General features: G+C 70.9%; 17 protein-coding genes and 3 pseudogenes. 12 read left to right on the plus strand and 8 right to left on the minus strand.

The annotated features are described in order from the left end of the window. Nucleotides 1–211: 211 nt before the first annotated feature. Nucleotides 212–489: pseudogene (locus FHS42_RS15625) on the plus strand (8-oxoguanine deaminase); the annotation flags it as partial. Nucleotides 490–633: 144 nt separating this feature from the next. Here the strand turns inward: FHS42_RS15625 and FHS42_RS39110 are convergent. Then, the gene (locus tag FHS42_RS39110; protein WP_184572824.1) at nucleotides 634–888 is read right to left on the minus strand and encodes a hypothetical protein; all 255 of its coding nucleotides are present in this window, start codon (nucleotides 886–888) and stop codon (nucleotides 634–636) included. A 345-nt stretch (nucleotides 889–1,233) separates the two neighbouring features. On the opposite strand from FHS42_RS39110, the gene FHS42_RS15635 reads away from it, so the two are divergent. Together FHS42_RS15635 and FHS42_RS15640 are read left to right on the plus strand one after the other, a co-directional pair. After that, the gene (locus FHS42_RS15635; RefSeq protein ID WP_184572825.1) at nucleotides 1,234–2,244 is read left to right on the plus strand and encodes a LysR family transcriptional regulator; all 1,011 of its coding nucleotides are present in this window, start codon (nucleotides 1,234–1,236) and stop codon (nucleotides 2,242–2,244) included. Nucleotides 2,245–2,390: 146 nt separating this feature from the next. After that, entirely contained in the window at nucleotides 2,391–3,752 is a 1,362-nt protein-coding gene (locus tag FHS42_RS15640; RefSeq protein ID WP_184572826.1) for a carbohydrate-binding protein, read from the plus strand. Between the two features lie 289 nt (nucleotides 3,753–4,041). Here the strand turns inward: FHS42_RS15640 and FHS42_RS15645 are convergent. Both FHS42_RS15645 and FHS42_RS15650 read right to left on the minus strand, forming a co-directional pair. Next, nucleotides 4,042–4,770: pseudogene (locus FHS42_RS15645) on the minus strand (hypothetical protein); the annotation flags it as partial. A gap of 49 nt (nucleotides 4,771–4,819) precedes the next feature. Further along, nucleotides 4,820–5,491 (minus strand): nucleotidyltransferase family protein, encoded by a 672-nt coding sequence (locus FHS42_RS15650; protein ID WP_184572827.1) that lies wholly within the window; start codon nucleotides 5,489–5,491, stop codon nucleotides 4,820–4,822. A gap of 182 nt (nucleotides 5,492–5,673) precedes the next feature. On the opposite strand from FHS42_RS15650, the gene FHS42_RS15655 reads away from it, so the two are divergent. From FHS42_RS15655 to FHS42_RS15665, 3 genes are all read left to right on the plus strand, one after another. Next, entirely contained in the window at nucleotides 5,674–7,734 is a 2,061-nt protein-coding gene (locus FHS42_RS15655; protein ID WP_312866893.1) for a serine/threonine-protein kinase, read from the plus strand. Between the two features lie 139 nt (nucleotides 7,735–7,873). Then, nucleotides 7,874–10,030 carry a serine/threonine-protein kinase gene (locus FHS42_RS15660; protein WP_184572828.1) on the plus strand — a complete coding sequence of 719 codons (2,157 nt, stop codon included), beginning with the start codon at nucleotides 7,874–7,876 and terminating at the stop codon, nucleotides 10,028–10,030. 228 nt (nucleotides 10,031–10,258) lie between these two features. Next, the gene (locus FHS42_RS15665; protein ID WP_184572829.1) at nucleotides 10,259–10,582 is read left to right on the plus strand and encodes a DUF5955 family protein; all 324 of its coding nucleotides are present in this window, start codon (nucleotides 10,259–10,261) and stop codon (nucleotides 10,580–10,582) included. A 170-nt stretch (nucleotides 10,583–10,752) separates the two neighbouring features. On the opposite strand, the gene FHS42_RS15670 is transcribed toward FHS42_RS15665, so the two are convergent. Continuing rightward, complete coding sequence (locus tag FHS42_RS15670) at nucleotides 10,753–11,544, minus strand: IclR family transcriptional regulator (protein WP_184572830.1); 792 nt, start codon at nucleotides 11,542–11,544, stop codon at nucleotides 10,753–10,755. Between the two features lie 494 nt (nucleotides 11,545–12,038). Between FHS42_RS15670 and allB the strand changes: the two are divergent. Then, nucleotides 12,039–12,997, plus strand: a pseudogene (allB, locus tag FHS42_RS15675) (allantoinase AllB); the annotation flags it as partial. Nucleotides 12,998–13,064: 67 nt separating this feature from the next. On the opposite strand, the gene FHS42_RS37110 reads toward allB, so the two are convergent. Next, the gene (locus FHS42_RS37110; protein ID WP_246494841.1) at nucleotides 13,065–13,409 is read right to left on the minus strand and encodes a DUF6126 family protein; all 345 of its coding nucleotides are present in this window, start codon (nucleotides 13,407–13,409) and stop codon (nucleotides 13,065–13,067) included. Next, nucleotides 13,406–14,038 carry a helix-turn-helix domain-containing protein gene (locus tag FHS42_RS15685; protein WP_184572831.1) on the minus strand — a complete coding sequence of 211 codons (633 nt, stop codon included), beginning with the start codon at nucleotides 14,036–14,038 and terminating at the stop codon, nucleotides 13,406–13,408. Before FHS42_RS15685 ends, FHS42_RS37110 begins: the two co-directional genes overlap by 4 nt. Nucleotides 14,039–14,208: 170 nt before the next feature. Between FHS42_RS15685 and FHS42_RS15690 the strand changes: the two genes are divergently transcribed. Continuing rightward, nucleotides 14,209–14,640, plus strand: coding sequence for a guanyl-specific ribonuclease (locus FHS42_RS15690; protein ID WP_184572832.1), 432 nt, complete (start codon nucleotides 14,209–14,211; stop codon nucleotides 14,638–14,640). A 207-nt stretch (nucleotides 14,641–14,847) separates the two neighbouring features. On the opposite strand, the gene FHS42_RS15695 is transcribed toward FHS42_RS15690, so the two are convergent. After that, nucleotides 14,848–15,561, minus strand: a complete 714-nt coding sequence (locus FHS42_RS15695) for a glycoside hydrolase family 30 beta sandwich domain-containing protein (protein WP_246494843.1) — start codon at nucleotides 15,559–15,561, stop codon at nucleotides 14,848–14,850. A gap of 669 nt (nucleotides 15,562–16,230) precedes the next feature. Here FHS42_RS15695 and FHS42_RS15700 point away from each other — a divergent pair. Both FHS42_RS15700 and FHS42_RS15705 read left to right on the plus strand, forming a co-directional pair. Continuing rightward, complete coding sequence (locus FHS42_RS15700) at nucleotides 16,231–17,214, plus strand: sugar kinase (RefSeq protein WP_312866894.1); 984 nt, start codon at nucleotides 16,231–16,233, stop codon at nucleotides 17,212–17,214. Nucleotides 17,215–17,775: 561 nt separating this feature from the next. Next, on the plus strand, nucleotides 17,776–18,402 hold the full coding sequence (locus FHS42_RS15705; protein ID WP_184572835.1) for a bifunctional 4-hydroxy-2-oxoglutarate aldolase/2-dehydro-3-deoxy-phosphogluconate aldolase: 627 nt from the start codon (nucleotides 17,776–17,778) through the stop codon (nucleotides 18,400–18,402). A 117-nt stretch (nucleotides 18,403–18,519) separates the two neighbouring features. Here the strand turns inward: FHS42_RS15705 and FHS42_RS15710 are convergent, their stop codons facing one another. Beyond that, complete coding sequence (locus tag FHS42_RS15710) at nucleotides 18,520–19,623, minus strand: alkene reductase (protein ID WP_184572836.1); 1,104 nt, start codon at nucleotides 19,621–19,623, stop codon at nucleotides 18,520–18,522. Between the two features lie 103 nt (nucleotides 19,624–19,726). On the opposite strand from FHS42_RS15710, the gene FHS42_RS15715 reads away from it, so the two are divergent. Continuing rightward, nucleotides 19,727–20,107, plus strand: coding sequence for a MerR family transcriptional regulator (locus tag FHS42_RS15715; RefSeq protein ID WP_184572837.1), 381 nt, complete (start codon nucleotides 19,727–19,729; stop codon nucleotides 20,105–20,107). Between the two features lie 233 nt (nucleotides 20,108–20,340). Next, on the plus strand, nucleotides 20,341–21,060 hold the full coding sequence (locus tag FHS42_RS15720; protein ID WP_184572963.1) for a GntR family transcriptional regulator: 720 nt from the start codon (nucleotides 20,341–20,343) through the stop codon (nucleotides 21,058–21,060). The last annotated feature ends 47 nt before the right edge of the window (nucleotides 21,061–21,107 follow it).

Here is a 21,107-nt window from a genome sequence, read left to right on the forward strand (position 1 = left end):
GACCCGGCCCCGGCACCCACGCCTTCTCCCGGGCCCTGCCGTGCCCGCACTCGCTCAGACGACCACGAGGAAGCCCCTATGGCAGCCATCGGCAGTCCCACCAGATTCGGCAGGCCCGATAGGCCCGTCAGGTTCACCAGGACCAGGGATCTCGGCTGTGTGCGGCCGTGGTTCGTACGCCGGGGAGGACGCGGCGAGCGCGCCGGCGCGCATGGCCATCGAGAACTGCGCCATCGCCACGGTGGACGCACTGGACACCGAGCACGCCTCGGGACAGGTGGTCGTCACCGGGCATCGCATCGAGTCGGTGGGCCCGGAGCCGCCCCCGGCGACCTGGTGGGCGTGGCTCGTCGGGTGGACGGCACGGGTCATCTCGCCACCCCCGGGCTGGTCAACACCCACCACCACTTCTACCAGTGGCTCACCAGGGGGCTGGCGCAATACGCCAACCTCTTCGACTGGCTTGTCGCGCTCTACCCCACGTCGGCGAACTGTCTTGTGTAGCAGCAGTGTTGGCTCGCTGAAGGGCGTACGGCCGCACACCCATGGCTCCGAGATGGTGCAGGAGGAGCGATTCTGCGAGGAAGTCTTCGGGATGGCGCCGACTGGTGCATCGCACGGCATCACCGCTCCTCATCCCGCCCCGCACGCGCACTCCGGGCTCGAACAGGGCGAGAACGCGCGGATCGTTGCCACCGCCACCGCCACCGCCACCGCCACCGCCACCGCCACCGCCACCGCCACCGCCACCGCCATCGGCATTGGCCTGATTCCGATTGCGGCGCCGGTCTTTACCGCGCCTTCCCCGCGGACCTGTTGGCCGTCCTGGACTTCGGTATCAGCACCGGCTGCATCGTGGCCGTGGTGCTCAACGTGGTCGTCAACCACCTCGGCAGGCCAACGCCGCACCCCGCGGAGAGAGCGGACGGGGTACCGCAGCAGCCGGTGCCCGCCCCTGCCGTGCACTGACTCCGTGACTGCCCGCGCCGGGGGCTCCGGCCAGGCAGCGGCTCACCCGGGGCGCGGTCTGGCGCGGGTGGCGGATCGGGCGGCTGAGGGTGCCGTACGGTGACCCGCCCAGCGCCAGGCCAGGGAGGCACCGGCGGCCACCTGGGGCAGTAATGGCCGGCGGGTGGAGGGCAGCCCCCACCTGGGCCCGCAGGTTCCGCACCACCGCGCGTTGGTCTGGACCTGGCTATTGTCCCGGGCGTACCACGGGTCCAAGCTCGCTGCATGGACCTGGAGATGCGACATCTGAGGGCGATCCGGACGATAGCCGAAGCGGGTAGCCTCACCCGGGCCGCCGCCGTGCTCGGGCTCGCCCAACCCGCCCTGAGCGCACAGTTGAAGCGAATCGAAAGCACCCTGGGCGGCCGGCTGTTCGAGCGTGGCCGCTACGGAGTGCGGACCACCGCCCTGGGCGATTTCGTGCTGGACCGCGCCCGTATCCTGCTCCCCGCCGTGAGCCAACTGCAACAGGAGGCCGTACGGCTCACCCAGGAGGGCGGGCGCCCGCACGCCTTCCGGCTCGGCGGCACCCACGGCCCGCTGCTCGGGGGAGTGGTGGATCGGCTGGCCGCCGCCCATCCGGAGATGCAGGTGACCACCCGTATCTCCTGGTCGGAACGGGAGATCGCGGCCTCAGTGGCGGGTGGGCGGCTGAACTTTGCGTTGATCGGCACCTGCGGTGAGAGCACGCCTCCCGAGCCGGATCGGCTGGTTTGGCGTCAGTTCGCGGCCGACCCGGTCTTCATCCTGCTCAGTGAGGAGCACCCGCTGGCCGGGCAACCGGAAGTGAACCTGGCCGACCTCGCCAACGAGGCATGGGCCGATGTGCCAGGCGACGGCTGTTTTTGGGAGTGCTTCACCGCGGCTTGCACCCGAGCCGGGTTCCGCCCCAGTCGTGTCTACGAAACCGACACCGCCTCGTGTGTGTATCTGGCCCAGGTCGGCCGCGCCGTAGGTCTGTGTCGTGCCACCTTGCCCACTCCGCCCGGCCTGGTGACCAAGGCGCTGACCGGTACGCCGCTGATGTGGCGTCACCTCATCGGCTGGGACCCGTACGGCTTTGCGGCGCAGGTCGCGCCCGATGTGGTGGCGCACGCCCACGCGGCACACACCGAGGCCGCCGCCCGCAGCGAGAGCTACACGGCCTGGCTCGCCACGCACGGTACGGACGCCTCGGGCCCCGCCCCGGGCGCCCTCCCGGAGCCGTCCCTGCCGTGCGGAAGATCCCTGCCGTGACGGGTAAGGACAGCTGCCGTGCAGACAAAAGGGCTTGCGCATGTCAGGTCCATACCATTGGGGAGGGGGAAAACTGGAATCTTCTGCGGGACAGATCGCGCCACTTACGGTTTCGGCAACCCCCACCGAATCCGAGGAGACTCCCCATGCCCCACAGACACGCCACCATCGCGTGTGCCGCGGCAGCGGCGGTCGGCGCGCTCGCCCTGAGCCTGCTGCCCGGAACAGCCTCCGCCCGGCCGGCCGACCAGGCCGCGCCTTCGTCGGCAGCAGCGACCCTGCGCGTCGCCGACACCTCCCCCGTCGTCCTCGCTGCCATGCAGCGTGACCTGGGCCTGAGCAGCCCAGCGCAGGCCAAGCAGCGGCTGATTAACGAGGCCGACGCAGGCGCCATCGCCGGCCGACTCCAGCAGTCCCTGGGCGGCGACTTCGCCGGCGCCTGGGTGAGCGGCGCGGACTCCGCGACGCTCACCGTGGCCACCGCGGACCGCTCCGAGCTGGCCGCGATCACTGCCAAGGGCGCGCGCGCCAAGCTCGTACCGCACACGCTCGCCGAACTGGACGCCGCCAAGGCCAAGCTGGACCGCGCCGCGGTGAAGAGCGGCTCGGTCGACGCCCCGATCTGGTCCGTGGACGTCCGCTCCAACACCGTCGTGATCCACGCGGTCAAGAAGTCCGCCGCGCAGAAGCTGATCAGCGCCAGTGGCGTCAACAGCGATCTCGTCCGCGTCGAGTCCACCACCGAACGCCCCCGTCCGCTCTATGACATCAGGGGCGGCGACGCGTACTACATGAACGGCAGCGGACGCTGTTCCGTCGGCTTCGCCATCACCCGCGGTACGACGGAGGGCTTCGCCACCGCGGGTCACTGCGGCCGTGCCGGCACCACGACGACCGGCTTCAACCAGGTGAGCCAGGGCTCGTTCCAGGCGTCCACCTTCCCCGGCCGTGACACGGCCTGGGTCGCGACCAACAGCAACTGGAAGGCGACGCCGTTCGTCGCCAGCCAGGGCCAAAACGTCCAGGTCGCGGGCTCGACCCAGTCGGCAGTCGGCGCCTCGATCTGCCGCTCCGGCTCCACCACCGGCTGGCACTGCGGCACCATCACGCGACACAACACCAGCGTCACCTACCCCGAGGGCACCATCAGCGGCGTGACGCAGACGACGGTCTGCGCCGAGCCTGGTGACTCGGGCGGCTCGTACATCTCCGGTAGCCAGGCGCAGGGCGTCACCTCCGGTGGCTCCGGTGACTGCCGCAGCGGAGGCACCACCTTCCACCAGCCGATCAACCCCCTGATCCAGGGCTACGGACTGACCCTGAAGACCACCACCGATGGCCCCGGCCCCGGCCCCGGCCCGGGTGAGGGCACCTGGGCCGCAGGCACCGTCTACAAGGCGGGCGACCAGGTCACCTACAACGGCGGCACCTACCGCTGCATCCAGCCGCACCAGGCCCAGCCCGGCTGGGACCCGGTGAGCGCCCCGGCGCTATGGCAGAGGGTCTGATCGAAAGGTCCCACGGTGGCTGCACATCTGACCGGCCCAGAGCGCATCAGGACACCGGTACAGATGTGTGACCGGCCCCAGGGCGGCTGAGCAGCGCCCAGGCCAACGACCATTGCCGAGGGAGAAAGCGGGCGGTGCGGGACTGAGGGGTCCCGCACCGCCCGGCCTTCGTATTACCGGTTACCGGCCCCGCTCGACGTTCGTACCGCCCGGCCTTCGTAGCGCCGGGCTTTCGTACGGCTGGTGCCGCCCGGCCGCCGCACCGCGCCCACCGGGTGGACCAGCCGGCTCAGTCCAGCAGTTCGTAGGCGGGCAGCGGCAGGAAGTCCACGTAATCCTCGTCGAGTGCGACGCGTAGCAGCAGGTCGTGCGCCCGCTGCCAGGCGCCGGCGGCGAACGCGTCGTCATCTACCTCCGTGCGGATGGCGCCCAATTCCCTGGTCGCGACCTCGCGCACCAGGTCGGCGGTGACCCGCTCGCCGTTGTCGAGGACAACCCCGGCGTTGCTCCACTGCCAGAGCTGCGAACGGGAGATCTCGGCGGTGGCCGCGTCCTCCATCAGAGGGAAGATGGCCACGGCGCCGAGCCCGCGCAGCCACGCCTCGATGTACCTGACGCCCACCTGCACCGCGTTGACCAGCCCCGGGTACGTCGGACTGGCGTCCAGCGAGTCGATGGCGATGAGCTCGGCAGCGGTCACCGAGACATCCTCGCGCAGCCGGTCCTTTTGGTTCGGCCGCTCGCCAAGGACCTGGTCGAAGCAGCCGTCGATCCGTAGGTGCCGCTCCTCCAGGTGCCAGCCGCGCGGTCGCATCACCACCGTCGCCAGCTCATCGGCGGGGCGCAGGACGTAAGTCTTGCCGTCGGGGCTGGTGAAGTCGATGCGTCGCGCATAGGCGTCCAGCAGGTTGAGCTGGCCTGAGATTACGTTCCCCCAGGTGGGTGCCGACGCGTCCGCGAAGTCGGCGAGCCAGACGCGGGTGCCCGAGTTGAGCGCGTTGATGGTCATCTTGCGATCGGCCACTTCTGGCCAGTGGAGAACAATCTCCTTACGGTGGGTGGCTGGGTCAGTGGCCGGGACTTGGCCCGGGGCCGGGTTCGCAGCCGGGGGCGAGCAGCCGTAGGTCCGCCGGGGTGTCGATGTCGTCGGGCGTGGCAATGTCCGCGCACTCCACCAGCGTGAGGTCACGCGTGTGCGCCCGCAGGAAGTCCCGGGCGCCCCGATCACCGGACGCTCCCGCTGCCACCTGCGCCCAGTGCTTGCGGGCGAACAGCACCGGGTGGCCCCGCTGCCCCGCGTACGCCGCGGCCACCAGCGGCGCACCCGCTCGATGCGCCGCGATCACCCGGGCCACCGCATCGGCGCCCACGCCTGGTTGGTCCACGAGCATCACCAGCACCGCGGTGGCCCCGTGGGCGGCGGCGCCCACCGCGTCGAGGCCCGCGCGCAGCGAGGAGCCCATGCCCGACGCCCAGTGCGGGTTGCCGGTCACGACGCAGCCCGTCAGCTCGGCCCGCTCTCGTACGCGTTCCGCCGCAGCGCCGAGCACCACATGCACCGCCGGCGCGCAGCCGCCCCCGCGCAGCGCCCGCACCGCACGCTCCACCAGCGGTCGTCCCCGGTAGTCGAGCAACGCCTTGGGGCGTCCCCCGAGCCGCCGTCCGCCGCCCGCCGCGAGCACAAGCCCGGCGATGGGGGCCGGTCCGCCGGTGTTCGGTTCCTGTGGTGTCGGTGCCATGCGCCTTGCATACCGCACCGCGCCAACGGAAGGCGCCCGTGCCCGCTGCCACGCCCCGGGCCCTGCGCCCCGAGCCCAGGTCACAAGCCCGGACTTCGCTGGCGGGGCGTACCGCACCGGGTACCGGGCACGAGGGCTCGGCTAAGGTCGGGGCGTGCGTGGGTGAAACGGGGAGGACGAAGGTGGCGGAGGTCTTCGAGGCGCTGGGGAAGAAGGACCCGCGCCAGGTCGCGGGTTACCAGCTTGCCGCCAAGCTGGGCTCGGGCGGCATGGGCAAGGTCTACCTCTCCTACACCCCGGCCGGACGGCCGGTGGCGATCAAGGTGGTACGTCCCGACCTCAGCGAGGACCCGGAGTTTCGCAGCAGGTTTCGGCGCGAAGTGGAGGCCGCCAAGCGGGTGCACGGCCTGTACACCGCGCCGGTCATCGACGCCGAGACCGAGGGCGACACGCCTTGGCTTGCCACCGCTTATGTGCCGGGCCCCTCCCTACAGTCGGTGATCGACGACCACGGCCCGCTGCCCGTTGACACCGTGCTGCTACTCACCGCGGGAATGGCCGAGGCGCTCGCCGCCGTCCATGAGGCGGGCATCGTGCACCGGGACTTCAAGCCGTCGAACGTGCTGCTGGCGGCCGATGGTCCGCGCGTCATCGACTTCGGCATCTCGCGGGCCGTGGACTCCAGCTCGCTCACCGGTAGCGGCATGACCATCGGCACCCCGTCGTTCATGGCGCCCGAACAGGCCGAGGCCACCGAGATCACGGTGGCCACCGATATCTTCGCGCTCGGCCAAGTGGCCTGCTACGCCGCGTCCGGCGCCCCGGCGTTCGGTGAGGGCACTCCGCATGGCGTGCTTTACCGGGTCGTGCACAAGAGCCCCGACCTCAGCGGCGTGCCCGAGGAACTGCGCGGGCTGATCGGCCGGTGCCTGGAGAAGAGGCCGGCGGACCGGCCGAGTCCCGCCGAAATCATCGCTATGTGCCGCGCGGTGTCCCCGGGCGGCGAACTGCGCCGGGCCGACGACTGGTTGCCCACCGCGGTCGCGGCCGACCTCAGCAGCCGCGCCGCAGGGCCCGCGCCCACCAAAGCGTCGCCAACGGACGAAACGCTGGCCCGCGCCCGCACGACCGGCGGGGGCCAGGGCGCCGGCGCGGCGGCGTCCGACGAGGCACGGGATAGCGCGGGCAGCGCGCGAAATACGGGCAGCCCAGGCAGCCCAGGCAGCCCAGGCAGCATAGGGCGCACGGGTGGTACGAGCGCTGCCGGTGCGGCTGCCGGGGTGTTCGGACCGCCTCCGGGGCTGCCACCGGAAGGGGCTGCGCTGCAAGGGGGCGCACCGCAAGGAGGGCCGAGCCAGGGGCCGTACGCGGGCGGCACGACCGGCCCGCTCGGCGCCTTGGGGGCCGGGAGCGGACCGGGAGCCTCAGCAGATCCCGGTGCCGTCCATGCTGCTCATGGTGCCGGCGCTGCTCACGGTGCCGGCGCTGCCGATGCGGGCAAGGGGCGTGGCGCGCGGCGGATGGCCGCACTCATGGTTGCCGCCGTGCTCATCGTCGGTGCGGGGGGCGGCGCCGCGTACTACATCGGCAAGGACGACGACGGTGGCAGCCAGTCGCAGGGCCAGGGCGAGCGGAAGACCTCGCCTCCGTCGGACGGTTCGAGCGGCCCGGACGGCAAGCCTGCGGACGGAACGAAGGACCCGGTGGGCCCGGGCCCAAGTGGCGCCCCCTCCGGGGACGGTGACGGGAAGAACGACGGTGACGAAGATGGCGACGGGGGCGAGCCGACCGGCGTACCCAGCAGCCCAGGCAGCGGCGGGCCGGGCGCCATCAGCCCCAAAGGCGTTGATTACGATGACTTGTCGCTCCCCGATGGCTATCACCTGACGCTGGCCGCCGACCCACCGCGCCCCGACAACTCCGCGACGACGGCCGAGGACTTCGTGTACGACAACCCCGCCGCGCCCGGCAGCGCTGGCGGCAGCGTGCGTGCCGGGGACGGCGGCAAGCTGGTGCTGTTGCGGGCCGACGAGTACGGCTCCGCCACCGCCTGCCGGGACACCACCCGCTTCGCCTCCGAAATCAGCCTGGACCAACTCACCGCAGGCTCCCGGGTCTGCGTGCTAGCCGCCTCCGGGGACCTCGCCCTGATTACGTACCAGGGGGGCGCGCCGCAGGGCGATCCCAGCGACTACATCAGCCTGGACGTCACGGTCTGGCGGACCGGGCCCGCGCGCTCATGATGGCCGGGGCCTCGCGTACGTGAAGGAGTCGAGGTAACTGCGCCCGCGGCGGTGGCGTAATTGGGCACTTCCGATAGGGTCACCGCTGTCAAACGCAAGCATGAGGGGCCGCCCTGAAGGGGCCGGGGGACGATAATTCATGAACAGTGCGGATTCCGCGGGGGTCTTCAAGCCACTTGAGGGCGATGACCCGGTCATGGTCGCGGGCTACCGGCTGAGCGCCAAGCTCGGGGCCGGCGGCATGGGCAAGGTCTATCTGTCGTACACGCTCGGTGGCCGAGCGGTGGCCATCAAGGTGATCCGGCCGGAGTTCAGCGAGGACGCCGAGTTCCGGCGCCGCTTCCGGCAGGAGGTGAAGGCCGCCCAGCGGGTGCAGGGCCTGTACACCGCGCCGGTCATCGACAGCGACCCGGACGGTCCCACGCCCTGGCTCGCGACCGCTTACGTGCCCGGGCCCTCGCTCGCCGAGTCGGTCAGTCAGCACGGCAAACTCCCGGTCGCTACGGTGCTGTTCTTGGTCGCGGGCATCGCCGAGGCATTGCAGGTCATCCATGGCGCGGGCATCGTGCACCGCGATCTGAAGCCGTCGAACGTGCTGCTCGCCGACGACGGCCCGCGTGTCATCGACTTCGGGATCGCCCGCGCCGCCGACGCCACCTCGCTCACCAGCAGTGGCGTCACCGTGGGCACCCCGACCTTCATGGCTCCCGAGCAGGCGGCCGGCCGCAAGGTCACCTCCGCCACCGACATCTTCGCGCTGGGCCAGGTCGCGGCGTACGCGGCGATCGGCTCTCCCGCCTTCGGTGAGGGCACCTCGCACGGCGTGCTGTACCGCATCGTGCACGAGCAGCCCGACCTGTCCGAGCTGCCACCCGAGTTGGCCGAACTGGTCGGCGGCTGCCTGCACAAGGACCCGGACGCTCGGCCCACGCTCACTGACCTGCTCCGGTTGTGCCAGGCGGCGTCGGCTGAGACCCAGTTGCGGCGGCCCGAGGACTGGCTGCCGCGTGCCGTAGCAGCCGACATCACCGGCCGGGTGCCAGCGCCCGCCCCGCGCCAGGTCCCCGCGCCGCCACAGGCCGCGCCGGTGGCGGGTGCGGCCCTCGCAGCGGGCGCGGCCCCGATGCCGACCGCGGCGCCCGGCACGCCGCCGCCCCCGCCGCAGCAGGCACCTGGCAACGCCTACCCGGCGCAGCCTCCCGTCATACCGCCCGCGGGGCAGCCCGCCACCCCGCCGCCGCAGGCTCCGGCGACCCCGCCCACCCCCACCGCGGTGCCGCTTTCCGCCCAGCTCCCGGCCGCCGCGCAGCCGCCCACCCCGCAGCCCATGCCCACCGCCCCCGCGCCGACCCCCTTCCAGCAGGCCGCGCCGGTGCAGCAGCAGTACGGGTATCCGCAGGGGCAGGCGTCGGCGGCACCACAGTCCTACGGGTATCCGCAGCAGCAGGCCAGCCCGCAACAGGCGTACGGATATCCCCAGTCGGCCACTCCCGCGGCAGCCGGCGGCTACGGCCCGCCCGTCTACTCCACCGCTGCCCTGTCCGCCCCGACCGGGCCGACAGGCACTGGCCCGAACACGTCCGGCACCACGGTCGTCGGTTCGCCCGATGGCGCCGGTGGGCCGCCGCGCAAGAAGCGCGGCAGGGGCAAGTTCGTGGCGCTGAGCGTGGCGGGCCTCTTGGTGTTGGCCGGGGCCGGCGGCGTCACCGCGTACACGCTGCTCGCTGACGACGACGACAAGAAGTCGAGCCAGTCCGACGACAAGAAGAAGAACGACGAGGCCACGGACCCGTCGGCGGACGAAGTCAAGGACACCCCGTCCACGTCGCCGAGCGAGGAGCCTTCGGACGGCGGCACCCCTTCGGAGACGGCGCCAACCGCCGTCCCCGACCCCAAGCCGGTCGAGTACAACGGCATCAACCTGCCGGAGAGCTACCACCTGTTCTTCGCGGCCGACCCCATCGAGCCGGAGGACGGCGACACTGAGGAAGACGTCGTGTACGGCAACAACCTCGGTGACCCAGACCTCAGCACCAGGTCGAACGGCAGCAAGCTGATCCTGCTCAACAACGCGCAACAGGGCTCGCTCGAAACCTGCCGTAGCGAGACGCGGTTCACGACCTCGATCGGCCTTGACCGGCTCACCAAGGGCGCTCAGGTCTGTGTGCAGACCGGCTCGGGGCACGTCGGGTTGCTGACCTTCAACGGCATGGCACCCGAGGCGGACCCGAGCGACTACGTCAAGGTCGATCTCACGGTGTGGCGCAATGCGCTCGAAGTAGAGGACACGTCCTGAAGGACCGCTTCCCGCCGGCCGTTTCACCCCGCTTTGGCGACCAAATTTCGCCCTCCGTATAGCGCACCATGCAGAGAGTGGCGTTAACTGATCTGCGGCCTCCGCGCGTAGTGGAGTGCGGACGGCCATGGGTGGACGCATGAGATGGGGAGACGGTCAGTGTTGCCAAGCGAAAATGCGAGGTACGGTCGGCCATCCGAAGTCTTGGTTGCGGAGGGCGCCGTAGCAGTGGAACACAGGCGAGCGGTCGGCGGTGCAGGGGACCCGAGGGCGTCGGAGTTAGGGCGCGCGGTGTCCCAGTTGCGGTGTGAACTGGCCACATATCCGGCCGAGTTATCGGACCGGTCGGTAGCCGAGGAGGAACTGGCCGCCCTGGACGCGATGATGCGCGAGGGGTTGCCGGAGGTGCCGAGGCTGCGTAGCTCACTGCTGTTGATAGCGAGTTCGCTGGGCTCCGTGAGCGCGTTGGGATCGTCGGTGACGGCGGTTCGGGCGGCGATCGACCAGTTCGGCGACGTGTCACATCAGCGGGACCACACAAGAGAGCACTGAACTCGGGCGGGTCGCCATCACCCCCAGGCGGCCCGCCGCTTCGCCCCATCTCGCACCGCCCGGCCCGCTACGTCCACGCGAACCCCCGCCCCGCTGCCGGCGCCCGCGTCACCACACCACGCGCGTCCGGGCACCCGCGGGCCAGACGCCCGCCTCCCCGGGGTAAGCGCCTAGGCGGTACCCGTGTTGGCGAGGGCCGCCGATAGATCGTTGGCCACCTCCTTCAGGAGCGGCACGATCGTCTCCGTGGCGACGTCCGTTACGCGACCGGCTGGCCCCGAGATGGAAATGGCGGCGGCCGTGGGGGCGTTGGGCACGGGCACGGCCAGGCACCGCACACCGATCTCCTGCTCATCGTGATCCACCGCGTACCCCGCACCGCGTACCGCCTGGAGCGCGGACAAGAAGGCGTCGGGCGTGGTGATGGTCTTCTCGGTGGCGGCGGGCATGCCGGTACGCGCGAGCAGGGCCCGCACCTCCGCGTCCGACACATGGGCCAGCAACGCCTTGCCCACGCCGGTCGAGTGCGGCAGCACCCGGCGGCCGACCTCGGTGAACATCCGCATCGAGTGCCGGGACGGCACCTGGGCGACGTAGACGACCTCGTCACCGTCGAGCAGCGCCATGTTCGCCGTCTCGCCCGACTCTTCCACGAGCCGGGCCAAAAACGGCCGGGCCCAGGTGCCGAGCAGCCGCGACGCGCTCTCGCCCAACCGAATCAGCCGCGGGCCAAGCGAATAGCGGCGGTTGGGCTGCTGGCGTACGTAGCCGCAGGCGACGAGGGTACGCATCAGCCGGTGAATGGTGGGCAGCGGCAGACCGCTGCTCATGGACAGTTCGCTCAGCCCGACCTCGCCCCCGGCGTCGGCCATTCGCTCCAGCAGGTCGAAGGCGCGCTCAAGGGACTGGACGCCACCCGAGCTAGCGGTGGCGGCGGTCTTGGACCGGGCGGACGGGGGCACGTCGGCTTCCTTTCGAGGCGGGTGTGGTCGGCTGGCGCGCTGGCGGCCCGGCGGCCGACCGGCAACCGGCAGCCTACCCGCCTCCGAAGTTCCCCACCGAGCCGTCCACATGCTGCTATCGCCGATAGCAGGGGGTTTGTCTGTATCGCGGGAGAGCGGGGTTGAGGGGCCGTGAGCGAGAAGGCGTGACGGTGGCTCTATTTCGTGTTGTGGAATCGAAATTCTGCGAAGTGGAGTCACGTGCGGCGTGCCTGTCGTGGCCGCGGTGACGCCGGAAGGGCTGCCGAAGTCCTTGACGCTCGACGGAGGCGCGTAGGAACTCCTTCACCGAATCGTTGAAGGGGAGGGGGAGCCGAAGGGCGCAACCAGCGCCGACATGCCGCGAGACGTCGCGAGATACCGCGAGATACCGCGAGACGTCGCGAGGCGCCGCGAGGCGTCGAGATGGCAAGTGAGAAGCGGCAAGTAGCAGCAACGAAGCTGTGCGAGCAGCCGTGGTCGGGCCCAAGGCCCATATTGACGTGGGCATTTGGGGCGGTGCGATACCCGGCAACCTTGGCGAGTCGCACGTGCTGCACGAGGCTGGGGTGTTCGGGTTCACGTGCTTTCTCTCGCCGTCCGGTGTGGCCGAGTTCCCGCAGCTCGACCGGGCCGACCTCGCCGCCGTGCTGGGCGAACTCGCCTTGTTCGGCGGGCTGCGAATCGCGCATGCGGGAGTAGCGCACCATCTCGCGAGCGCCCCACCCCCGGCGGCCCGCGCTACGCCGACTTCCTTGCCGCACGGCCGAGAGCGGCCGAGAAAGCGGCCATCTCCGCGCTGATCCACGCCGCCCGCGACACCGGCGGCCGGGTGCACATACTCCACCTGTCGTCCAGCGTTGCGCTGCCGCTGATCGCCGACGCGCGACGCGATGGCGTACGGATCATCGTCGAGACCTGCCCGCACTTCCTGACCCTCACAGTTGAGGAAGTGCCGGACGGGGCCACGGAATTCACGTGCTGCCCGCCGATCAGGGAGGCCGCCAACCAGGACACGCTGTGGCAGGGCCTGCAGGAGGGCACCATCGACTGCGTCGTCTCCGACCGCTCGCCGTGCACCGCTGAGCTGAAGACTGACGACTTCGGCACGGCATGGGGCGGCATCTCCTCGCTCCAACTTGGCCTGCCCGCCATCTGGACCGCCGCCCGCGTACGCGGCCGGGAACTGGCGGACGTCGCGCGCTGGATGTCCACGGCCCCGGCCGCGCTGGCCGGACTCGCCGGCAAGGGCGCCATCGCGCCGGGCCTGGACGCCGACTTCGTCGTCCTGGCGCCGGAGGAGACGTTCACCGTGGGCCCGGCCGCGCTGCACCACCGCAACCGTGTCACGGCGTACGCGGGGAAGACCCTGCACGGTGTCGTACGGTCCACCTGGCTGCGCGGCGTGCAGATCGCCGATGCCGGCCGGCCGACCCCACGGGCCGCCTGCTGGTACGCCCCTGAGCGGGCCCGCCGCGGAGCCGGCGCTCGGGGCCCGGCGCCTACTTGGCGCCCAACTGGAAGAGCAAGAAGAGAAAGGCCGCGAAGATGTGCACGCCGACCAGATAGAACGAGACCCGGATGGTCAGCCCCCAGGGCGCGCGGTCCTCCTCGTTCATGACCTTGCTCCTGGCGCCGCCGTCCGCGCTGTTCGTGCTATCGGCGCTGTGCGCGCCGTCCGTTCCGGTCTCGGGTCCGAGCCGGTGCGCGGGCTGGTTGTTGGGCTGGTTGTTGGGTGGGTCGGTGGGTGCGTCGGTGGGCTGGTGCACGGGCTGATCGGCGGGCGTCTCGCCTGCGGCGGGCCGACTCGATGGGGCGTGCTCGGAACGCGGTCTCGGATCGCTCATGCTCGGTTCGTCCTTCCGATGGCACGGTGGTCGCGGTCGCCGAGACACAGCTCGGACGCCCCGCTTTGCAGCAGCGTGTGCACGAACAGCAACTCCGCACCGCCGGCCGAGGCGGCGGCGATGCGATGCGGGGTCATCGAGTCGAAGTGGGCCGCGTCCCCGACGTCGAGCACATGCGTCGCCTCGCCCAGCGCCAGCCGCATCTGCCCGCGCAGGACATACAGCCACTCCTCACCCGGATGCACCCGGACCAGTGCGTCCTGGGCACCGCCATGCGGTACATGCACGCGCAGCGCCTGGAGCGCACGGGCCGAGCCGCCTGCCCGCCAATACGTCCAGCCGCCGGCAGGCGAGGCCTCCATCCGGTCCGCCCGGACGATCGGGTCCTGCTCCGCGGGCACCTCCCCGAGGAGGTCGGATACCGTGGTCCCATACGTATGGGCCAGTGCGAGCAGCATCGGGAGCGAGGGCTGGCGGCGTCCAGTCTCCAGCCGTGAGAGATGAGCGGGGGAGAGGCCGGCGCGCTGGGCGGCCGACTCCAGGGTGATCCCGGAGCGCCGCCGCAGGTCGCGCAGCCGAGGCGCGACCGTGGGCAGGCCAGCGGCGGGCTCGTCGGAGAGCGTGGTCATATGACCGGTATAGCCGGGCCGTGCCTCGTAGGCAAAAGTTTTGCCTCTGAGGCAAAAAAGGCGACCGTGTGGGAGACCTCGCACGGGTCCTGTGAACCCTTGTGAACTCCTCGGAAACATCCGGAAGTTGTCGTTGACATGCCACTGTCTACGCGCGTCATGCTAGGAATATGAGGATTCCCCCACGCATCGCGCGCATTGGCGCCCTGAGCGCCCTCGCCACGACCCTTCTCATCGGTGGCCCGGCCGTCGCGGCCACCCCGACGTCAACCTCCACGGCCCCCACCGCGTCGGTCAGCATCTCCAGCGTCGTCGCTGTCGGTGACATCTGCTACTCGGCGCTGCCCGCGCAGGCCCACGACACACTGAAGCTGATCGAGACAGACGGGCCCTACCCGTACCCGCAGGACGGCACCGTCTTCCAGAACCGCGAGAAACTGCTGCCCCAGCAGCCGCAGGGCTACTACCACGAGTACACCGTGAAGACCCCCGGCTCGCCCGACCGCGGTGCCCGCCGCATCGTGACCGGCGACCGCAGCCAGGAGGACTACTACACCGCTGACCACTACAAGTCGTTCGACTTCGTCGATCACGGCTGCTGAACCAGCTACGGCCCGCTGGCGTGCGGGCCCGGTGAGCGAAGCGGCGGTCGGCCCCTCATTCCCGACCGCCGCTTTTGCGCTGGCCAGCGTCCTGCCGGGGGCATCGCGTGCGTGTCACTGTGCCTGCGTCACGGCGTGTGCGTCGCCGCATGTGCGTCACAGGGCGGGCGTCACCGGGTGCGTATCACTGCGTGTGCGTCACCGGGCTCACGACGGGGCGGACGGCCAGCGGAAGGTGGCGACCGCGCCCGCGGGAAGCTGGTAGACCAGCGAGCGCCCCGACTTGGTGACGGAGAACCTGGCGTCGGCGTCGGTCGCGTTCAGCACCACGGACACCCGGGAGCCGCCCGGGTTCTCGAAGGTGACGTTCTGCACCCTGCCCGGCCCCCCGGTGGTGGAGGCGATCCGGTGCGCGCCCCGGTTCACGAACTTGGATACGTGCCCCAGTACGTAGTATTCCGCCCCCTTGGCGTATCGGCCGTCGGCCACCTCCACCACGCCGTTGCACTGCGTACCGCACTGGCCGAAGTGCGGTCCACCGCGCTCGTTCAGAGCCAGGTTCCACAGCACCACCGTCTCCGCACCCGACCGGATGCCACGGATCACCAGGTGCTCCGTCTGCCACTTCAGTGTCCCGGCGAACGTTCGCACCGCATCGCCGCCGTCCACCCCCGAGCACGCGGTGAGGAAGACCCGGTGCCCCGCGTCCCGCGCCCGCTGCTGAGCCTCGGGCTGCCCTCGGTAGCAGTGAAAGGCCGCGCCACGTACCCGGTCGATGTCCTCGGTGGCGGCGAGCACTCCCAGCGGATATTCGGTGTTCGACCAGTTGTGGTCGTAAGCGAACAGGCCGGTCGGCAGCCCAGCGGCCGTCAGTTTCTGGTCCAACCGTCGCAAGAGGGCGGCTTGCTGGTCGGCGTTCATACGGTTGGGCCCGCTCGCGTGCGTCCACCGCGACGTCGATCGGCTGCCTGCTCCCCGCAAAGGCCGCATCCTCCTCCCGCGACAGCCGTTTGCTCCCATCAGCTGTGGTGACCCACACCTGGGCCGTGGTCTTCGCCGCCTGGTGCCGGGGCGTTGCGGAACCACCAGCGAACACCCCGGTGACAGCCGCCAGAAGGGCCGTAGCAACTAGTAGCGCACGAGGCTGGCGCGACGGTCCCGGCATGGACGGGGTTCGCACTCCTCGCATCGCGCGCTCCTTATCTGTTCACGTGGAAGGGTGCCCCACTGGCACGCTCGGTACCGCACGCACCACCCGTGACACCGGCAACCGCACCAATCCCCCCGCCGCTGTGTTTCTCCCCGGTTTGTGTTTTTCCCGCCCACCCGCCGTTGCGCCCCTGCCCCTGCCCCTGCCCCTTCCGCCGGCTCGCCCCGAACGTCGGCTGCCGCAGTCTGCGTGACGGTTCGTCGCTCCGCCGCGAGGCCCGACCGGTTGGCCATCTGGTGCTGCGCGCGGCGAGTGGGGCGCGGGGGCGCATGCGGATGCCCCCGGCGGCGCTGAGTGCGCCCCCGAGAGCCCGGATGTCAGTGCCAACCGATACCGTTTCGGTAGAAACACGTTCGAGGAGGCGTAAGGAGGAGGCATCGGTGACAAATGACTCCGAGGCGTCGTCACGCCCCGAGGTGGTCACCTGCGGTGAGGCCATGCTGCTGATGCTGGCCGAGCCGGGCGTGCCGCTGGACCGGGCGACCCACTTCCGCCGCTCGGTCGCGGGAGCCGAGTCCAACGTGGCGGTGGGCCTCGCCCGACTGGGTCACCGCGTGCGCTGGCTCGGCAGGGTCGGAGCCGATGCGGCGGGCGAGACGGTGCTGCGCGAACTTCGGGCGGACGGCGTGGACGTCAGCCAGGCGAGCACCGACGAGCAGGCGCCCACCGGCCTCTTGTTGCGGGACTGCCACTCCTCTCGCGCCATCGATGTGCAGTACTTCCGCGCAGGCTCGGCCGCCGCACATCTGAAGCCCACGCACCTACGTCCCGCCGCGCTCGACGGAGCTCAACTGCTGCATCTGTCGGGCATCACGCCCATGCTCTCGCCGACCGCGGCCGAGGCAACCCGACGACTGATCGAACTGGCCCGCGCCGCTGGTGTACCGATCTCCTTCGACCCCAACGTGCGGCACAAGCTCGGTGGGGCGGCCCAGTGGGCGCGGACCGTGGGACCGCTCCTCGGCGAGGCCGACCTGCTCTTCGCGGGCGAGGACGAACTGGAGTTGCTGACCGCGCGGCCCGCCGACGAGGCCGCCGCCGAACTGCTGAAGGGACGGGCGCGCACGATCGTGGTCAAGCGCACTGACCACTCGGCCACTGCCTTCACCGATGGCGGTCGCTGGGACCAGAAGCCGTTTACGGTACGGGTGGTGGACCCCATCGGCGCGGGCGACGCGTTCGCCGCCGGCTACCTCTCCGGCTGGCTGCGCGGCCTGCCCGTGTCGGAAGCGCTCGCCGAAGCGGCATGTGTTGCCGCGCTGGTCGTCCAGTCGCCCACCGACATAGACGGACTGCCGACCCCGGCCGTGCGGGACAGGACGCTCGCGGCCTACACGGAGGGAAACGACGTCGTGCACCGTTGACCCCATACAACGCCCGCACTCGGGGCCACTGCCTGGGGGTCGCGCGTCGTGCGGCCCATCGCGCAGCCGGGCGAGGGACGTACCGTCCGCGAGGGTGTGCGGGCAAGTCCGGACGTCGATGAACGATCACCGCTCGTCGGACGTTGTGAGAGTTGGTACGTCACGCCAGGTCAGAAGGCGACCCGAGCAGTGCCGTACCAGGGACCCGCCGGCTCACCACGGTCCCGCCAGCGGTACACAAGACCGGCGCAGGACGATGCGAGATTCCCGCGAGCGGCGCACTGCCGCCAGTGGTGGCCCGCAGTTCGGCCCGGTCCTCGTGTCCCGGCCGGCGTGCGCCCCGCACCTTGCACCACCCCGCGCACCGCACCACCCCCGCACCGCACGCACTTCGTTTCGCACCACTTGTTCCACCCGCCTGACCCGTCCGACTCCGCTTTTCCGGTCCGTCCCTTGCCCCCTGATCTTCTGTGATCTGCGATCTGGCTGTGTCGTTTCGTCTGTCTCGTCTGTGATATCTGTCCTGACCAATCCGAACGTGAAGAAGGGCGGCGAACTGCCGTGTACCGCTGGGAGATCACCCGGGCCGCGCTCGAACAGCGGGTCTTCGCCATCATCCGTGCCGAGAGCTACGACCAGGCCGCGGCGACGGCTGACACGCTGCTCTCGGCTGGGATCACCAGTATGGAGATCTCGCTCACCACTCCCTTCGCGCTGGAGGCCATCACCACCCTCACCCGTGAAGTCGGCTCCGACGCGGTGATCGGCGCGGGGACCGTGCTGGATGCCCAGTCGGCACGGTTGGCCGTGGAGGCGGGGGCGAGATACCTGGTCTCGCCCAGCCTGGACGCCGAGGTCATCCAGACCGGGCACCGATACGGCTTGCCTGTCTTCCCAGGCGTTGCCACCCCCACCGAGATGGTGCGCGCGATGGAGTTGGGGGCGGATGCGCTCAAGCTGTTCCCGGCATCCGCGTACGGGCCCGCCTGGCTCAAGGACGTATGCGCTGCGCTTCCGCAGGCGCCCGTGCTGCCCACGGGCGGCGTGACGCTGACGGAGGCGCCGGAGTGGATCGCCGCCGGCGCGGTGGCCTGCGGCGTGGGTGCCGCGCTGGCCCGGGGAGACCGGGACGTGGTGGCCAAGCGGACCGCGGACCTGCTGGCACGGCTGGCGGACGCGAGGGACTGATCCACGGAGCCGGCCCGCAGCCCGGCGTAATCCGGCTCGTGGTCGCTGCTCGCCCAGGTCTTACGCACGCCGCCCCGGTGCTCGGGCAGCGTCCGGCGCCCTGCCCACCGGCCCGGGTCAGGCCATCGCCTCGCAGGTCGCCAGGGCCGGATAGTCCGTGTAGCCCTGCGGGCCGTGGGTGTAGAAGGTCGTCGGGTCGGCGCTGGCCAGCGGGGCGCCGGCCGCTATGCGGCGCGGGAGGTCGGGGTTGGCGATGAAGGCCCTGCCGTACGAGACGAGGTCCGCCGTGCCTGCCCGCAACACCGCTTCGCCCGCCGCCGGCGTGGTCGGGTGGCCGTTCTCGCCGACGTTGGCGACGAGCGCGCCCGGCCAGTGTGGACGCAGATCGGCCAGCGCCGGATAAGCGGCCGAACCCTCGGTCAGATGCAGATACGCGAGGCCCCAGGGCGCGATCGCATCGAGCAGCGCCCGGTAGACGGGGCCCGGATCGGCCTCCACCATGTCGAACTGCTCGTTTCCTGGGGAGAGCCGCAAAGCGGTGCGGCCGGCACCGACCGCCGCCATGACGGCCCGCACCACCTCGGTGGCGAACCGGATACGGCCGGGCACGTCACCGCCGTACGCGTCGGTGCGCAGATTGGTGTTGTCGGCGAGGAACTGATGGATGAGATAGCTGTTCGCGCCGTGCAGTTCGACCCCGTCGAACCCCGCGTCGATGGCGCGCCGGGCCGCGTTGACGTGGTCCTCGATGGCGGTGCGGATGTCCTCGTACGTCATCGCTCGGGGCACCACCGGGTCGCTCGTGCCGACCCGAGTGTGGTGGACGTAGGGCAGCGGCACCGCTGATGGCGCGAGTGGCTGTCCGCCGTCGATCCTGGCCAGCGGGTGGGCGGCACGTCCGCCGTGCATGAGCTGGGCGAAGATCCGCCCGCCCGCCGCGTGCACGGCATCGGTGACCGCACGCCAGCCGTGTACCTGGGCGTCGGTGGCCAGGCCCGGCATCCGCCAGCCGGACTGGCCGCGCATGCTGGGCCAGATGCCCTCCGAGACGATCAGTCCGGCGCTGGAACGCTGGGCGTAGTAGTCGGCGACCCAGCGTGCGGGCACGCCTTCTTCGCTGGCCCGGTAGCGGGTCATGGGAGCCATCACGATGCGGTTGGGCAGCTCAAGGCCCTTGCCGTGGAAGGGAGTCAGCAGTGCGGAAACGGTGGGGTTCGGCATGCGAGAACCGTAAAATCTGACACCAGTGTCAATTTCAAGTCCGGGCCGCGAGATCGGGCCGCGAGGCCGGGCCGTGGGTGGAGTGGAACGAGGCGGGGGCAGCGTGCGCATCGGTGAGCTGGCACGGCGGACCGCGGTGAGCGAACGCTCGCTGCGCTACTACGAGAAGCTGGGACTGCTCAGCGCCGAACGTACGCCGGGCGGTCATCGCGATTTCCCAGCGACAGCCGTTGATCGAGTGATCTGCATCCAGCAACTGTTCGCCGCCGGACTGTGCGGCAGCAAGATCGGTGAGCTGCTGCCGTGTCTGCCGGGCGCCACCCCCGGGGCGAAGCCCTCCCCGGCGCTGGTGGAGGAGTTGCTTACGGAGCGGGCCAGGATCGACCGGATGATGCGCGATCTGGCCCACTCGCGCGACGTCCTGGACGAGGTCATCGGGGAGACCCGCGAGGTCGTCGTCGAGCCAAGGGAGCCGAAGGGCTGATGTCGGGCCAGGGGCCATGAGGGCATGACCCCTGGGGCCGCGGCCCAGGATCGTCAGCGCCGAGCCGCTGCGCGGCGGCGGCCGAGCCTGTTCCGACGTGCTGGATCGCGTTATGTCCGGACAATCAGACTTCACGACTTTCCGTCATCTTCCTGTCCGGATACCCTCGGCCCGTGGTGAAGCAAGGAGACTCAGCGGGCACATCGGGTTCCTCGGCGACCCTCCAGTTCAGCGTGGACCGTGGCAGCCCCGTGCCGCTGTACTTCCAGTTGGCGCAGCAGCTTGAGGCCGCCATCGAGCAGGGCAAGCTCGCGCCGGGCAGCCTGCTGGGCAACGAGATCGAACTGGCCGGGCGACTCGGCCTCTCCCGGCCCACCGTGCGGCAGGCCATTCAGTCGCTGGTGGACAAGGGCCTGCTGGTACGCCGCCGTGGCGTGGGCACCCAGGTGGTCCACAGCCAGGTCAAGCGCCCGCTGGAACTGAGCAGCCTCTACGACGACCTGGAGGCCGCCGGGCAGCAGCCCGCCACCCGGGTGCTGCACTACGCCGTCGAGCCTGCCACTGCCACGGTCGCCGCGGCCCTCGGAGTGCCTGAGGGTTCGGACGTGCTTTTCGTGGAGCGGTTGCGGCTCGCGCACGGCGAGCCCATGGCGCATCTGCGTAACCACCTGCCCAGCGGGCTGCTGACGCTGGGCAGCGCGGAGCTTGAACGGACCGGGCTCTACCGGCTGCTGCGGGGGGCCGGGATCACCCTGCACAGCGCCCGACAGACGGTCGGCGCCCGCGCGGCCACCGCCGAGGAGGCGGCGCAACTCGCCGAACCGCAGGGCGCGCCCCTGCTCACGATGGAGCGGACCACCTTCGACGACACCGGGCGTGCGATCGAGTTTGGCTCGCATGTCTATCGGGCGTCGCGGTACGCCTTCGAGTTCCAGCTCCTCGTGCGCCCTTGAGTCGGCGTCCGCGCCCCTGAACGGGCGGTCCCGCGCCGCGCCTAGGG

It is taken from the genome of Streptomyces zagrosensis, assembly GCF_014203645.1.
In the GTDB taxonomy this organism is placed as follows: domain Bacteria; phylum Actinomycetota; class Actinomycetes; order Streptomycetales; family Streptomycetaceae; genus Streptomyces; species Streptomyces zagrosensis.

Excerpts from the sequence above, each read along its gene's own strand:
- FHS42_RS15710 (WP_184572836.1), bottom strand. The coding sequence starts at position 19,623 with ATGCCGAACCCCACCGTTTCCGCACTGCTGACTCCCTTCCACGGCAAG.
- FHS42_RS15695 (WP_246494843.1), bottom strand. The coding sequence starts at position 15,561 with ATGAACGCCGACCAGCAAGCCGCCCTCTTGCGACGGTTGGACCAGAAA.
- FHS42_RS15650 (WP_184572827.1), bottom strand. The coding sequence starts at position 5,491 with ATGGCACCGACACCACAGGAACCGAACACCGGCGGACCGGCCCCCATC.
- FHS42_RS37110 (WP_246494841.1), bottom strand. The coding sequence starts at position 13,409 with ATGAGCGATCCGAGACCGCGTTCCGAGCACGCCCCATCGAGTCGGCCC.
- FHS42_RS15690 (WP_184572832.1), top strand. The coding sequence starts at position 14,209 with ATGAGGATTCCCCCACGCATCGCGCGCATTGGCGCCCTGAGCGCCCTC.
- FHS42_RS15685 (WP_184572831.1), bottom strand. The coding sequence starts at position 14,038 with ATGACCACGCTCTCCGACGAGCCCGCCGCTGGCCTGCCCACGGTCGCG.
- FHS42_RS15640 (WP_184572826.1), top strand. The coding sequence starts at position 2,391 with ATGCCCCACAGACACGCCACCATCGCGTGTGCCGCGGCAGCGGCGGTC.
- FHS42_RS15635 (WP_184572825.1), top strand. The coding sequence starts at position 1,234 with ATGGACCTGGAGATGCGACATCTGAGGGCGATCCGGACGATAGCCGAA.
- FHS42_RS15660 (WP_184572828.1), top strand. The coding sequence starts at position 7,874 with ATGAACAGTGCGGATTCCGCGGGGGTCTTCAAGCCACTTGAGGGCGAT.